This is a genomic window from Rathayibacter sp. SW19 (assembly GCF_030866825.1).
GTDB classification, from domain to species: Bacteria; Actinomycetota; Actinomycetes; order Actinomycetales; family Microbacteriaceae; genus Rathayibacter_A; species Rathayibacter_A soli.
In genome coordinates this window covers 372,286-387,144 of record NZ_CP133020.1, presented here as the reverse complement: position 1 = coordinate 387,144, position 14,859 = coordinate 372,286, and the positions used below count along the sequence as shown (strand labels likewise).

Genomic DNA, 14,859 nt, shown 5'->3' with positions numbered 1-14,859 from the left:
TGTTCGTTTAGATAAGCATTTCCATGCAATGTTGCACAATGGGTGATGCTCACACACGGACGACGCGGCAACCTTGCCTGTAGATCTGGTCCAACGCATCCTCTGGTGCCCGTACGTCCGTGATCAGCACATCGACGTCGGACATCGGGCAGACGCGCGCTAATGCCACCCTCGATATCTTCGTGGCATCAGCGAGCACCACACTCGTTCGAGCGCGCTGCAGAAGAGCCGCGTTCACGCGAGCGCCGACCGGATCATAGTTTGTACATCCTGCCGACGCGTCCACACCGTCCACTCCGAGGAATGCGACGTCAATGTTGTACTCCATTAAAAACTTCTCGGCGGTCGGCCCGACCGTTTCCTGGCTGCTGTTGCGAACTTCTCCGCCGGCAGCAAATACTCGAAGCCCCTGATTGGCGACCAGGACCGTTGCAATGTTGAGAGCGTTGGTGACGATCGTCAACCCACTGCGGTCTGCGAGAAGCTTCGCGAACTCATACATCGTGGTTCCGCCCGTCATCCCGACGACGCGCGCGCCTTCCAGGAACTCGAGCGCGTGCTGGGCGATGCGCCGTTTCTCGGCAAGATCCTGGGCCATCTTGAACCCGAGCGGAACGTCATTGAACGCCGAATTGCTCGTGGCACCCCCGTGCGTGCGCGTTACCAGCTGTTGGTTCTCAAGCAGTTCGAGGTCACGACGAATTGTCGCCTCCGAGACATCGAACTGGCCAGCGAGCCAGCCGACGTCAACGCTGCCTCGGTCGATTACTGTCGACACGATGTGATTCAACCGTTGCTTACGTTGCACCTCAGTAATTTAGCACCAGTGTGCAGAATACGCGCACTATTTAATTGGATAACTGCACGCCCGGGCAGGAGTAGTGCTGATATTCCTGCCGACGGGCCCTAAAGTGCGAATGATTATTGACAAGTTGATCGTTTTGCGCGAATCTGGAATTGCTTTCGATTGCGCATTATGCGCACTCTGCGCATTTAATGTGCATAACCGTAGTGCTTCAACGAGGAAGGACCAAATAATGGACACCAAACGTCATCACGTAAGGAGGCTCGCGGTGCTCGCCGGCGCAGCCTGCCTCAGCATGGTCCTCGCAGGCTGTTCAAGTGGAGACAGTGGGTCCGGGTCATCCCAGACCACGGGCGTGACCATCAATGTCGCCCTCGGGAGTCCACCACCGAAAGCGGCACTGGCTGCCTTCACCAAGAGCACCGGCATCACGGTGAAGTGGTCGAACGTCGACTGGGACAGTTTGCAAACGAAGATTTCGGCAGCCGCCACGGCCAATACCTACTTTGCAGACGCAACGGACGTCGACTGGTCGCGCGTGGGTCAACTGGGCCAACTCAACTGGTTCTACCCGATGGAAAAGTACCTAGACACGAAAGCTATGGCGGCGGACATGCCGCAGTTGAACACGTTCACCTCGGGCAGTCATGTGATCGGCATCCCGTATGACGCATCGTTCATGGTCACGACAGTTAACAAGGACATGTTCGCTAAGGCCGGGATCACCACGATGCCGACCACCATCGAGCAGTACACCAAGGACCTTCAGCAGATCAAGACGGCCGGAATCAGTCAGTACCCACTCAACATTCCATTCGCGGCCGCTGAGGGTCTCTCCACCTACTGGTACCAGACAACCGGAGCGTTCGGCGGAACGATTCTCAACGGGAAGGATGTGCCGCAGTTCACCGATCCCGGCTCACCCGGATACAAGGCGGCACAATGGATGGTGGACGCTCTCAAAAATGGTCTGGTACCCCCGGGAAACATCAACGTCAATGACAGTCAGGGGCAGCAAACCTTGATGGCAAAGGGAACAGTGGCCACCACTTTCTCCGACTATTCCGGAAACGTCGGCAGCCTCTATGACGTGCCGGCCTCATCCAGCGTTGTGGGCCAGGTGCAATACCTGCCGACTCCTGGAGTAAACGGCCCCGCCAAGAACCTGGACAATCCGGACGGTATCGGGATTCCGCGTCAGGCTAAGTACCCCGCCGCAGCCGCGGAGTTCATCAAGTGGTTCACCTCAGCCGACGTTCAAGTGGAACTAACTGGAGCAAACGGCCCCGAGCTGGCCATGGAGAGTTACAACTTCCCCTCCCGGCTAAGCGCCGTCAAGACGCTCGCGTCCAAGGGCAAGCTAAGCGGTAGCGACCAGTTGATCGAAATGTTCCAAAACAACACCAGCCCGGTCTTCCCGCAGGGTGCGCCCAAGTGGTATCCGCAGTTCTCTAACGCTGTTTACACAAATTTGCACGCCGCAGCCACCGGATCGATGACTGTCGACGCCGCGATCAAGGCGATCGCCGGCACCGCGAGCAAGCTGGCGAGCGGATCGTGAGACCGCCGGTCGCGCCGCAACGACTCGCACATCGATGAATTCCCGATTGCGGAAAGGTCCGCAGCCCACACTCCAGGTGAGCACCGACGGCACGGCTGGACATCGTTCCGGCCGTCGCCGCCGGTTGGACTTGTTACCTTACGCGCTTGTCGCCCCGCTGGCGCTATTCATCGTCGCGCTGGCATTGATACCGGCACTGTTCACGATTATTCGATCATTCTACCGAGACCAGCCCCTGGATCCCCCGGTCAGGTTCACGGGTCTGGCGAATTTCGAGCAACTGTTCAGCGACAATGCGGTGGTTTCCAGTATGGGAAATACGGCACTGTACGTGATCATCGGGGTGTCGCTCTCGACCGCGCTCGGCATTCTGATGGCGGTCATCCTCCAAAAGAAGTTCTTTGGGCGCTCCGTTCTCATTGCCGTACTCATCCTGCCCTGGGCATTGCCGGGCGTTGTCGAGGGTGTCATCTGGAGCGGGATCTGGGACAGCAACACTGGGCTACTCAACAGCCTGCTCAGTTCCATGAACCTCATCGAGCACTACCAGGTGTTCCTTGGTGAGAACCAGTTCTTGACCATCCTCGCCATCGAGGTCGTTCAGGTGTGGCAGATCACGCCGCTTTCCACGCTTCTGATACTTGCAACGCTGCAGAATATTCCGGGGGATCTGTATGAGGCCGCCAGCCTCGACGGTTGTTCTCCGTGGGCGTCCTTTCGCCGAATCACGCTTCCGCTCGCCCGTGCAGGCATCGCCGTCGCGATGGTGCAGGCCCTGATCTCGACCTTGAACGTGTTCGACCAACCCTGGGTCCTTAATGGGGCGGCGTCTACAGGTGCGTCCGTGACGATGCAGACGTACTTCATTACCTTCCAGAACCTGAACTTCGGGGAAGGGTACGCACTATCGCTGCTGATCAGTATCGTCACCGTGGTTGTGTCGCTCGGCGTGGTGCGGCTGGTATATCGACGGGTGGAGTTCTGATGAGACAACGCGTGCGATGGGGAAGATACGCAGGAGTCGCCTTCATCCTGCTCTGGACGTTGGTGCCGCTGTACTGGGCGCTGAACATCAGCCTGCAAACAGATGCTCAGATGAGCGCGAAGCCATCCAACTATTTGCCGCCCACACCCTCCTTGAAGAATTACCTCACCCTACTGAGCGGTTCAGGCGATCTGTCCGACGCCATCCGCCGATCGGCCGTGAACACGATCATCGAGTGCGGAGTGGCGACAATCGTGACAGTGGTGTTGTCAACTCTGGCGGCGTACGCCTTCGCCCGAATGGAATTCAAGGGCCACAACGTGCTCTTTTACGCTGTTCTCGCCACGATGGCCTTTCCCGCGTATACGACGCTGATTCCGCTGTACCGGATCATGTCCAGCTTCGGTCTCGTCAACACCTACACGGGAATCATCCTCGTATATGTGTCCGGGTTCCTTCCGCTCGCCACGTGGATCATGTATAACTACATGTCAAGCCTCCCGATCGCTCTCGAAGAGGCGGGTGAAGTCGACGGAGCAAGCCGCATGCAGGTGTTGTGGCATGTCGTGCTGCCGCTTGCGCGACCCGGGATCATCTCAACGGCGATCATCACGTTCCTGTTCGCGTGGGCGCAGTTCCTGTTCCCACTGGTGTTGTCCAGTGACCTGTCCACCCAACCGTTGACAGTGGTCATCGCGGCCATGCAGGGCAGGCACGTCGTTCCGTTCACGCTTCTCAGTGCGGCCGGAGTGCTCGCGCTTGCGATTCCCGCCGTGATCGCACTGATTCTGAACCGTTACATCGTGAGTGGATTATTGACCGGAAGTGTCAAGTGAGTGAGCCATGAGCCAAAACCGGACGTTCGTCCTTATCGGTGCCGGAAGCACCGTCTTTACGCCGGGCCTGTTGAGCGACCTCGCCGCGTCCGAGACCTTTGACGATTTCACGATTCGGCTCGTCGATGTCAATCGCCAGGCCTCCGACACGATGGCAGAGCTCGGACGTCGAATCGCCAAACAGTCCGGCTCTCGCATGCGCGTCGAATCATATGTGGATCGCAGGCAAGCGCTGCCTGGCGCACGCTTTGTGGCAACCACGATCGCCGTTGGTTCTGCCGCCGCGTGGCTTCGCGACATCGAAATTCCGGCCGCGTACGGAATCCAGCAAACCGTCGGTGACTCGGTCGGCCCCGGCGGTGTTCTTCGAGCGTTGCGGCACTCACCTGAGCTCGTTGCCATAGCGCGAGACATCGAGGAACTGGCGCCGAGCGCGCAGTTGATCAATTACAGCAACCCTCTCACCGCCAACGTGCGTGCGGTCCGCAAGTACACGAACGTCAGTGCGATCGGCTTGTGTCACGGAACAATGCATACCAAGGGTGTGCTCGCCCGTGACCTCGGCCTCGATCCGGATGACGTACACGCGGTGTTCGCAGGAATCAACCACTTATGCTGGCTGCTTGACATCAGAACCGGCAGTCACGACCTCTACCCGCAGTTGCGCGAACTGGTGGCGGAACGTGCGGGAGGCAAGGACTCCCCATCATCCGGCGACGAAGGGGTGCACGCTGCCGTCTCCGCTGACCTGATGCAGACGTTCGGCCTCTACCCTGCCCCCGGAGATCGGCACACCTCGGAATTCTTCGGCAGCTACCTTTCTCTCCGGCCATCTGGGGAACTCGAGTGGGGGCTTCAAGGGGGCAAGGACGCGACGCTGCACTACATCGGGGAAAAGGCGGAGTTATGGGATGTGCTCCGCGCACAAGCATCCGGAACGGCGCCGCTTCAGGTGAGCCAGAACCAAGAAGCCGAGCGGCTTGTCTCGATCGCAGAATCTCTGGTGACGGGCACGGACCGCATCGAGCTCGCGGTCAACCTGCCCAACGAAGGCAAAATTCCGAACCTTCCCGATTCGGCCGTCGTCGAAGTGCCCGCCGTCATCGGAGCGGCAGGCATCACCGGCCTTGCCGTCGGCCGGATGCCCGACGGGATTGCCGCGATTCTGACGTCGCGGGCGCGACAACAGGAGTTGATCGTCGACGCCGCAATCCTAGGCAGCCGCGCCCTCGCGATACAGGCCCTCGTGCTCGACCCTCTTGTACCCAGCGCGCAGGTCGCCCGCTCGATTCTCGATGACGCGGTTGCAGCGGACCCCGAACGCTTACGGCGATTCGCATGACCAGGCCGCTCGACGGCACGGCTCCGGTGATCGCCCTCGATGTCGGGGGAACAGCGATGAAGGGGGCAGTAGTCGAGCACAGCGGGGTGCCGACCCGCGAGTATCGATGGTCGACGCCGCGCCGAGACGGTCCGGACGCGGTCGTTGATGCGGTCCTCCGCGCGATCGATGAACTCGTGGCGGCGACTCCGTCGGCCGCCGCAGTCGGACTCGTGGTACCCGGCGTCGTCGACGACGCGGCAGGAGTCGCGGTTTACTCAGAAAACATCCTGTGGCACGATGTTTCGTTTCGCGACGCGATCGCTTCGAGAACGGGCCTCCCGACCGCTGTCGGACACGACGTTCGGGCCGGCGGCGCGGCCGAGTGGCTGCTGGGCGCAGGCCACCAGGCCGACGACGGGTTGTTCCTGCCGATCGGCACGGGAATATCCGGTGCGCTGCGGGTGCAGGGTCGGTTCATCACGCATCCGCTCGCTGGGGAGATCGGCCATATCGACGTCGGCGCAGACGAGTCGTGTGCATGCGGTGCGCGCGGATGTCTGGAATCAATCGCATCCGCAGCCGCAATCGCGCGGCGCTATGAGCGCGCAAGCGGTTCGACCGCAATAAACGGGGCGAAGGGCGTCTGCGAGCGAATGCAAGCGGGTGACCGGATCGCACAACGGGTTTGGGCTGAGGCCGTCAGCGCACTTGTTCGGGCGCTGACAATCTATATCTCACTGCTGGCACCCACGATCGTCGTCATCGGCGGCGGGCTGTCCAAAGCGGGCGACGCACTGTTCGACCCACTGCGGAAGCGGCTTGCTGACGCGTTGATCTGGCAGGAGCAGCCGATGATCGCGCGTTCCACACTTGGCGACAATTCCGGTTGCATCGGAGCCGGAATACTCGCACTCGATTTGATCGGCATCCAGCCGGCGACTCCAATTCAAGACGACCAATAGAACGGATCATCATGGCAGACACACCCAAAGCCCCCGGCTCCTTCACGAGCACCGAAATTGCGAGTCAACCCGAACTGTGGAAACGCGCCCAGTCTGATTCACCCGGCGAAATATCCGGCCTGCCGGCCTCTGGGGAACGAGTACTCGTTCTCGGATGCGGCACGTCCTACTTTGTCGCCGCAGCATATGCTTGGCTGCGCGAGCAGGGCGGGCACGGCATGACAGACGCGATCATCGCCTCTGAACTGCCGGCGATAACGCGTGAATACGACCGAGTCATCGCCATCAGCCGTTCCGGCACCACCACGGAGGTGATCCGCGCACTTGAAGCGCTCGGCGGCGCAATCCCCGTGACTGCAGTCCTCGGAGCACATGGGACTCCCGTCGAGAGGCTTGCCGATGACGTGATCGACCTCGGCTATGCCGACGAGAAGAGTGTCGTGCAGACCCGCTTCCCCACGACTCTGCTCACTCTTCTCCGAATCCACCTCGGTGCAACCAACGAGCAGATAGGCACTGTCATCGAACAGGTCACGGAGGTGTTGAATGCTGATCTCGAGTTGCCTGCGCCGCGGCAACTGGTGGTTCTCGGATCCGGCTGGGCCGCGCCGCTTGCACAAGAGGCGGCTCTCAAGTGCCGCGAAGCGGCCGGGATGTGGGCCGAAGCATACGCCACCGGCGAGTACCGTCACGGGCCTATCGGGGTAGCAGGGCCCGGCACCTTGGTGTGGGCTCTCTCACCGCTCACGAAGCCCGCTGCGCGATCGATCGAGGAGGCTGGCGCCGAACTGCATCAGGGATTCAACGACCCTCAGGTCGAGCTGGTCGCACTGCAACGATATGCTCTGAAATGGGCTCTCGGGAACGGACGTAACGCAGATGCACCGACTCATCTGTCGCGCTCCGTCACGGTCGTGTAATCGCTCGCGGTAATATCGATCGCTTGCGACTCAAGACGCCTATCTGCTCAGTTCGGCTCTGCTCGGCTCTACTTGCGCTTCCGCTGTCAGGCTTCGGGTGATTGCCGCAGCTGTGTTCGTGAGCTCAGCGAGCAGCCCGGGCAACACTTGTCCGGTGAAGCGGCTGGTCGGGGCGGCGATCGCCAGTGACGCCTGCACTGCTCCGCACGCGCTCCCCACTGGAACGGCGAGGCTGGACAGACCAATCTCCTGTTCCTGGCTGCAGGTAGCATAACCGCGCTTACGCACGAGCTCCAGTTCTGATGCGAGCACCGCCGCATCCGTGATGGTCACAGATGTCGCCTGCACAAGAGGTCCGCCCACGTAGGCGTCAATATATGCGGAATCCTGGTGCGCGAGCAGCACCTTGCCCGACGCCGTCGTGTGCAATGGAGAGCGCCTGCCGACGTTCGCGACCATTGCAAACGCGTCGTCTCGCTGACCGCGATCCAAATACAGGACCGTTCCGTGGTGGAGGATGCCCAGGAGCAGGATCTCACCCGTGCGCTCGGCCAGGTGGTCCAGGCGCATGCGTGCGGCGCGCGCGAGGTCCAGGGGGCGGATTACCGCACTGCCGAGTTCGTACAGCCCCCAACTGAGCCCATAGCGGGCCGTCGCGTCCCGTGCAACCAATCCGGCGCCCTCTAGGGTCTTCAGCAGTACATAGGTCGCGGGTTTGCTCAACCTGACCTTTCGTGCAAGTTCGCTGAGCGTCGTCGGTCGACCCGCCTTTTTGTCCGCGAATCTCATGCGGACACACTACCTGCCCTTGGCCCGGCCGTGGCGGCTGCGCCGGTTGCTGCGGCATGCGCCACTTCACGTGGCGCATGCCGCACAAGTTGGCGCAGCGCGCGTCGGCTGGCAAGACCTACGCGGTCCCGTGTGCCGCCCGCGAACGCCGTGACAGTGAATCGACGATGACGGCGACTACGAGCACTCCACCGGTGATCATGAAGCGAATCGACGAGTCCAAATTCAGCAGGTTGAGCCCGCTGGCAATGGCTTCGATCACCAAGATGCCCAACAGTGCCGACTGGGCGCTGCCACGACCACCGAACAGACTGGTGCCACCGATGACTGCGGCGGCGATCGCGTCCAGATTGACTTCCCCGGTGCCGCTGCTCAACGTGGCAGAGGCGAGGCGACCGGCTGCGAGTAGGCCGCCGATCGCTGCAAGCGCTGAGGAGAGGACGAAGGCCGACATATAGACCGCGTTCACCCTGATGCCCGCCCGTCGCGCTGCCTCGACGTTGCCACCGATGGCATACATCGCGCGCCCCCAACGCGTGCGCTTAAGCGCGTAGGCGGTCACACCGATGATCGCGATGAAGAAGATGAACATCACGGCTACGCCACGGGAAAGGTTCAAATACCAGACGATGCCGGCAAGCACGACCAGGATCACGACGCCGCGAACGTAAATGCCCGCCGCCGAGGGCGCGGACAGATTGCCGGCAGCGCGCTTGCGCGATGACCCGAGTGCGAGCACGACGTAGAGCACGGCGATGATCACGACGAGCGCATAGGAGATGATCGCCGGCAGGAACATCGTCTGCGCGAACTCCACGATGAACGAGTCGAAGGGCAGATTGATCGATCCGTTGGTGCCAAGTAGATAGAGCTGGAATCCGAGCACGGCGAGGAGGCCACCCAGAGTCGACACGAAGCTCGGCACGCCGAAGTGCAGGAACAGCAATCCGTAAACCATCCCGAGAATCGCACCCGCCACGATCGGAACGAGCAGCGTCAACGCCAGCGGCCAGTGCAGTTGCACGAACGTGACGGCGAGGATCGCAGCCGCGAAGCCGCTGACCGAGCCGATCGACAGGTCGATCTGAGCGAGGAGCAGCACGAGTACAACGCCGACGGCGATGGTTCCGATCGCTGCCGAATCCAGCATCAGGTTGACGAGGTTGATGCTCGAGAGGAACAGCGGATTCAGAGTCTGGAACACCGCAGCGATGAGGATGAGGCCGACGACGACCGGCAACGACCCGATATCGCCATTGCGGATTCGGTTCCACAGCGACTGGGCCTCGCCGACCAGGCCCGACCGGAATTCGATCCGCTCGTCTTGGCGGTCTAGGGGACGGACACTCACTTCGCCTGCTCCTTCTCGTCGTGCGCAGCGGCCCGTTCCGTGACGGCATTCTCGGCTGCGCCTGTGATCGCCGTGATGATGTCTTCATAGGTGACTTCACGCGTCACGAATGACCCGCTGTTCATGCCGAGCCGCAACACGACGATGCGATCGGAGACGTTCTGCACGTTGGCCATGTTGTGGCTGATCAGGATGACGCCGAGCCCGCGTTCGCGCAGCCGTTCGACCAGGTTGAGCACCTCGGCCGTCTGCGCGACGCCGAGAGCTGCCGTCGGCTCGTCGAGGATCACGACCGACGGCTCGCCGACAAGTGAACGTGCGATCGCCACGGTTTGACGCTGACCGCCGGAAAGGCTGGCAACTGGAACCCGCACAGATGGGATCTTGGCCGAGAGTTGCTGCAGCAGCCCCCAGGATCGTTTCTCCATGTCAACCTCGTTCATGGCGAATGCGGACCCGCTTTCGCGTCCGAGAAACAAGTTCTGCACGACGTCGAGGTTGTCGCACAGCGCCAGGTCCTGATACACCGTGGCGATGCCGAGTTGCTGCGCCTCGATGGGGCTGGATATCGTGACCGGCTCGCCTTTCCACAGGATCGAACCAGTGTCGGCAGGATGCGCACCCGCGAGGATCTTGACAAGGGTTGACTTTCCCGCGCCGTTGTCGCCGACGAGCGCAACGATCTCCCCTGCGTAGACATCGAACTCGACGGCAGTGAGCGCGTTTACAGCTCCGAAGGCCTTGCTGATTCCGCGAAGTGAAAGCAGCGGAACCCGCTCGCCGCCGGGCGTGGAGGTCTTGTCGGTCACAATTCTCCTTCGAATGGCCGCGACGTGTGTCGCGGCCGCTGGGACCATCCGAGCGATTGTGCCCTGGCCGGAAAGCCAGGGCACAACTGCGAATCTGTCGTTACTGGATTCCGTTTGCCGTGCACGCAGCCGCGAACTGTGCGGTGCAGATGTCGCTCACCTTGTAGACACCGTCTTTGACAACTGTCGACTGAATGGTGTCGATCGTCACAGCCTGCGGTTGTTGCAGGAAGGCAGGGATCCCGTTGACCTTGTCTGTGGAACTCACCTTGTGACCCTGCGCCAGCGCGACTGCAACCTTGGCCGCCTGCGTCGCCTCGCCTTTGAACGAGTTGTATACGGTCATGTACTGCTGACCGGCGAGAATCGACTGGATGCCGGCGAGTGTCGCGTCAAGCCCCGTCGTCGGCACCAGCGCCATACCGGCCGCCTTCATGGCGGAGATTGCAGCCTGGGCATTGCCGTCGTTCGCGGTGTAGATCGCCTTGATTTGAGTGCCGAACTTGGCGATCTGCGAACCGGCGAATTGCTGGGCGGTTGGCGGATCCCAGGTCTCGACGTGACTGAGCACCTTGTAGCCCGCGGGTTCGATCTTGCTCAACGCGCCCTTTTGGATGTTGACTGCGTTGTTGTCGGTCGAGGCGCCGTTGATCATGACGATGCCGCTGCCTGCCGGAACGTTGTCCTTCTGCAGCTTCTCCACGAGGGCCTGTCCCTGCAACTCGCCGACCTTGACGTAGTTGTTCGAGATCACGAATGAAAGCTTCGGGCTCTGGATGATGCGGTCGTAGGCGATGACCGGAACGTTCTGCGCCGCTGCGGAATTGACAATGCTGGCGGCGGCAACGCCGTCCCATGGGTCGACGACCAATGCCTTAACACCCTGGGTCAACATCGACTGGGCTTGTTGCTGCTGCTTCGACGCATCCTGATTGGCGTTGGCGTACAACACTTCGCAGGTGGGGCATTCCGCTTTGACGGCGGCCACGAAGTCTGGCTTGTCCTGGGTCTCGTAGCGAGTCGACGTCTCGTCAGGTAGCAAGAGGCCGATCTTGAACCCCTGTGCAGCGGCTGCACCGTTCGAGCTACTCCCACTGGACGGGTCAGTGGCAGAACATGCTGTCATCACTCCCGCCACAGTGAGCAGCGCGGCCGCCAGGCCAATCGCTTTCATGCTTCGCATTCTCATGACAAAACCTCCGTGTATTCAGCTGTGCATTCAGCAGGGAATCTGCATCAGAGGTCCTGGCCCGTGGCTATCCGCTGCGGACAGGTGACAACCGCGTCACGCACCTCTCAGTTGATCGAACGGTATCCCGCAGTCGCCTTGCCAATCAATAGCAAGGTGAAAATAGTATTCGCTAATCGCTAACAAGGGGTGTTACCGGGGCAACGGCGGGCACGGCAGCGATCAGAACGGATGTCTTCTGCAGCTCATCCAAGAGGCGCGGAAGGGCATCGAAAGTGAACTTGCTCGCCGGCGTAGCGATCGCCAACGCAGCCTGGACTCCGCCGGCCGGGCCAAAGACCGGTACTGCGATGCTCGACAGGCCAATTTCTTGCTCTTGACGGCACAGTGCGTAGCCGCGTGCACGCACTCGATGCAGCGCGTTCACGAGAGCGGCCGGATCTGTGATGGTCTGCGAGGTGGCCTGCCGCAACGGGCGTCGCACATGAGCGTTGACATACGCGGCGTCCTGGTACGCGAGCAAGACTTTGCCTGACGCAGTCGTGTGCAGCGGTGAACGCCGGCCAACATTGGCGATCATCGCGAAGTTGTCGTCGACCTCGCCGCGATCGAGGTACAGAACGGACCCGCGGTCGAGAATGCCGAGCAGCACAATCTCGCCGGTACGTTGAGCAAGGTGGTCCAACTGCATGCGCGCAGCGCGAGCGAAATCGACAGGACGGATGACCGCGCTGCCCAACTCGTAGAGCCCCCAACCGAGTGTGTAACGAGCTGCCTCGTCCTTGACGATCAGGCCTTCCGCTTCCAGCGTCTGCAATAGCACGTAGGTCGCGGGCTTGCTGAGCTGGATCTTTCGCGCCAGGTCACTCAACGACGTGGGACGACCACTCTTGTGGAGCGCCTTCAGCAGCCCCGATGCGTGAACCAGAGAGCGAACCACGCGCGGTTCCTTGGCAGCAGGTGCAGCACTGATTGCAGGCGCAATTGACATCGCCATTCTCCTTGTCCACCGTTGGGCTGGAAACGCAGCTTCAGTTAATGATATTAGCAGTGAACGAATACTATTTGCGAGGAGCTATTGATCGTTGTGAACAGGGCGGACTACCTTTCGAAGGTGATGGCACCGGAATCGTCGCGTGCCCCACAACCACCGAAGGCGCACCCCACATGACACTTGAGACCCATTCGGGCAACACGGGCGACGTGGATGCGGAGCGCGCTCTGTCGATCGCCGAGCACCGCGTGTGGAACCTGGTCAGGCAGCATCCGGGGCAAGTGCCGGTCTACACGTCCAACGGACGCTGGCAATTCGACGGAGACTCGTGGGCACCGATCTGGACTGGTGGATTTCTTGCGGGAATGATGTGGATCTTCGCGGAACAGACGGGAAAGCCCGAATGGCGCGAGCAAGCCGAGAGGTATAGCCGTATCGTCGAACCCCGCAAGCTGGACACCAGCACGCACGACATCGGCTTTCTGTTCACACCGAGTTGGGGCCGTTGGCACGCCGCCCACCCGAACGATGAGACGCGCGACGTGCTGATCCAGGCCGGCCGCACCATGGCCAGACGTTTCAACCGTGCCGGCCGGTATCTGCGCACCTGGGTCAGCCCGGGCAGCACGTTCATCGATGTGATGATGAACATCGGGATCATCTACCAAGCCGCGGAACTCAGCGGCGATCCCGCTCTTGCCGACATTGCGACCGCGCATGCACTGACCTCGCGCCGTTTCCTCGTGCGCGGTGACGCCAGCACGGTGCATGAAGGATGGTTTGACCCGGATTCCGGCGAGTTTCTACGAGCAGCAACACACCAGGGCTATCGCTCAGATTCCTCCTGGGTGCGCGGGCACGCTTGGGCGATCTACGGGTTCGGCACCGCATACCAGTGGACCCATGACGAACGTTTTCTTGACAGCGCCCGCCGCTGCGCTGACCTGTACATCGCCCAAGTCGGCGCTGATTTCGTTGGGCCCAATGACTGGAGCGATCCCCACCCGGAATTTCGGTACGAGGCGTCGGGGGCCAGCATCACGGCATCCGCGATGCTGCAGCTGGCCGAGCTGCTCGGCGACGCCGGAGCGGGCGCGACGTATCGCGAGTATGCCCGTGGTATTGTCGCGCGGCTGAGCAGCCCCGAATTCCTCGGCACCGATGAGGACGGCTGGGAGGGCATCCTGCGGCATTCGCTGTACCACCGCGGCGAGGGTATCGGTGTCGATGAGAGCGTGATGTGGGGCGACTACTACTTCGTCGAGGCGTTGGACCGGCTCTCGCGCATCCCCACGGCTGAGTAGCGCGGACGGAGTGCGGGGTCTCGAGACGGCCGCGGGCGGCCTCCTCGACCACCAATGCTGCGGCCGCGGGCGGCCTCCTCGACCACCAATGCTGCGGCCGCGGGCGGCCTCCTCGAACAGCAATGCTGCGGCCGAGGTCAGCCGGCGGAGCGGGTGCTCAACGCCGGCTCTAGCGCGCCGAGTTTGCTCGAAATCTGGTGCGCCTCATCCTGAAGGCGCTGCACGAAACCCGGCACGGAGAGCTTGGTCACCCGCTCGGCCGGCCCGGCGATGGCCATCGCTGCACATGCCTTTCCGGTGTAGTCGAAGATCGGCACGGCGATGCTGCACAGTCCGAGCTCCTGTTCCTGCCAGCACGTGGCGTAGCCGTCGCGGCGCACGTCGAGAAGTTGTACCTCGAGTTCGCGAGGGTTGCAGACTGTCGCCGGCGTGTTCGCTTCAAGCGGTTTGCCGAGCACGGTCGCAATGAACCGCTGATCCTGATGTGCGAGCAGCACTTTGCCGGATGCGTTCGTGTGCAGCGGTGAACGACGCCCCACATTTGCGACCATCGTGAACGACTCAGTCGACTGACCGCGATCCAAATACAGCACAGACTCGCCGTCAAGGATGCTCAGCAGCACCGCCTCGCCGGTCTCCTCTGCCAGTCGATCGAGATGGATGCGTGTCACTCGCGTCAGATCAACCGACCGGATGACCGCGCTCCCGAGCTCATACAAACCCCAGTCCAACTGATACGTCGCGTCCGGGCCCTTCACGACGAAGCCCTCAAGCTCGAGCGTGCGCAAAAGGTGGAAGGTAGCAGGCTTGCTGATCTCGATGGAACGCGCGAGATCGCTGAGCCCCATCGGCTTGCCTCTGGCCGCCATCGCTTTCAGCAGAGTTGCCGCCCTGGCCACCGAGCGCACGATACGTGGCGCCGATGTCGCTTCAGTTTCCGTCTGAACAACCGTTGAATCAACTAGCTCTGGTGTATCCACGATCTTCCCTCGCCGTCGCTCCCGCACCAACCCGTTCAGCGGGACAGGAA

General features: G+C 61.5%; 14 protein-coding genes. 7 read left to right on the top strand and 7 right to left on the bottom strand.

The annotated features are described in order from the left end of the window. Positions 1-49 precede the first annotated feature (49 nt). A complete protein-coding gene (locus QU604_RS01830) occupies positions 50-808 on the bottom strand; it encodes a DeoR/GlpR family DNA-binding transcription regulator (RefSeq protein WP_308467095.1) in 759 nt (252 codons plus the stop codon). Between the two features lie 229 nt (positions 809-1,037). Here QU604_RS01830 and QU604_RS01825 point away from each other — a divergent pair, with 229 nt between their 5' ends. The 6 genes from QU604_RS01825 to QU604_RS01800 all read left to right on the top strand — a co-directional run bounded on the left by QU604_RS01825 (position 1,038) and on the right by QU604_RS01800 (position 7,393). After that, positions 1,038-2,366, top strand: a complete 1,329-nt coding sequence (locus tag QU604_RS01825; RefSeq protein WP_308467094.1) for an extracellular solute-binding protein — start codon at positions 1,038-1,040, stop codon at positions 2,364-2,366. A 76-nt stretch (positions 2,367-2,442) separates the two neighbouring features. Continuing rightward, on the top strand, positions 2,443-3,351 hold the full coding sequence (locus QU604_RS01820; RefSeq protein WP_308467093.1) for a carbohydrate ABC transporter permease: 909 nt from the start codon (positions 2,443-2,445) through the stop codon (positions 3,349-3,351). Next, positions 3,351-4,187: a carbohydrate ABC transporter permease gene (locus tag QU604_RS01815; protein ID WP_308467092.1), complete on the top strand. Its 837-nt coding sequence runs from the start codon at positions 3,351-3,353 to the stop codon at positions 4,185-4,187. The genes QU604_RS01820 and QU604_RS01815 overlap by 1 nt, the downstream gene beginning before the upstream one ends. Before the next feature lie 7 nt (positions 4,188-4,194). Beyond that, positions 4,195-5,529 (top strand): family 4 glycosyl hydrolase, encoded by a 1,335-nt coding sequence (locus QU604_RS01810; protein WP_308467091.1) that lies wholly within the window; start codon positions 4,195-4,197, stop codon positions 5,527-5,529. After that, positions 5,526-6,473, top strand: coding sequence for an ROK family protein (locus tag QU604_RS01805; protein WP_308467090.1), 948 nt, complete (start codon positions 5,526-5,528; stop codon positions 6,471-6,473). The genes QU604_RS01810 and QU604_RS01805 overlap by 4 nt, the downstream gene beginning before the upstream one ends. An 11-nt stretch (positions 6,474-6,484) precedes the next feature. Beyond that, a complete protein-coding gene (locus QU604_RS01800; RefSeq protein WP_308467089.1) occupies positions 6,485-7,393 on the top strand; it encodes an SIS domain-containing protein in 909 nt (302 codons plus the stop codon). Positions 7,394-7,432: 39 nt separating this feature from the next. Here QU604_RS01800 and QU604_RS01795 read toward each other — a convergent pair whose 3' ends face one another. From QU604_RS01795 to QU604_RS01775, 5 genes are all read right to left on the bottom strand, one after another. Continuing rightward, entirely contained in the window at positions 7,433-8,182 is a 750-nt protein-coding gene (locus QU604_RS01795; RefSeq protein WP_308467088.1) for an IclR family transcriptional regulator, read from the bottom strand. A gap of 118 nt (positions 8,183-8,300) precedes the next feature. Further along, the gene (locus QU604_RS01790) at positions 8,301-9,533 is read right to left on the bottom strand and encodes a sugar ABC transporter permease (protein ID WP_308467087.1); all 1,233 of its coding nucleotides are present in this window, start codon (positions 9,531-9,533) and stop codon (positions 8,301-8,303) included. After that, positions 9,530-10,342 (bottom strand): ATP-binding cassette domain-containing protein, encoded by an 813-nt coding sequence (locus QU604_RS01785; RefSeq protein ID WP_308467086.1) that lies wholly within the window; start codon positions 10,340-10,342, stop codon positions 9,530-9,532. Before QU604_RS01785 ends, QU604_RS01790 begins: the two co-directional genes overlap by 4 nt. 100 nt (positions 10,343-10,442) lie before the next feature. Beyond that, entirely contained in the window at positions 10,443-11,516 is a 1,074-nt protein-coding gene (locus tag QU604_RS01780; RefSeq protein ID WP_308467085.1) for a substrate-binding domain-containing protein, read from the bottom strand. A gap of 187 nt (positions 11,517-11,703) precedes the next feature. Then, the gene (locus QU604_RS01775) at positions 11,704-12,522 is read right to left on the bottom strand and encodes an IclR family transcriptional regulator (RefSeq protein ID WP_308467084.1); all 819 of its coding nucleotides are present in this window, start codon (positions 12,520-12,522) and stop codon (positions 11,704-11,706) included. Positions 12,523-12,698: 176 nt separating this feature from the next. On the opposite strand from QU604_RS01775, the gene QU604_RS01770 reads away from it, so the two are divergent. Continuing rightward, a complete protein-coding gene (locus tag QU604_RS01770; protein ID WP_308467083.1) occupies positions 12,699-13,829 on the top strand; it encodes a glycoside hydrolase family 88 protein in 1,131 nt (376 codons plus the stop codon). Positions 13,830-13,966: 137 nt separating this feature from the next. Here QU604_RS01770 and QU604_RS01765 read toward each other — a convergent pair whose 3' ends face one another. Further along, entirely contained in the window at positions 13,967-14,728 is a 762-nt protein-coding gene (locus QU604_RS01765; protein WP_308467082.1) for an IclR family transcriptional regulator, read from the bottom strand. Positions 14,729-14,859: the final 131 nt, after the last annotated feature.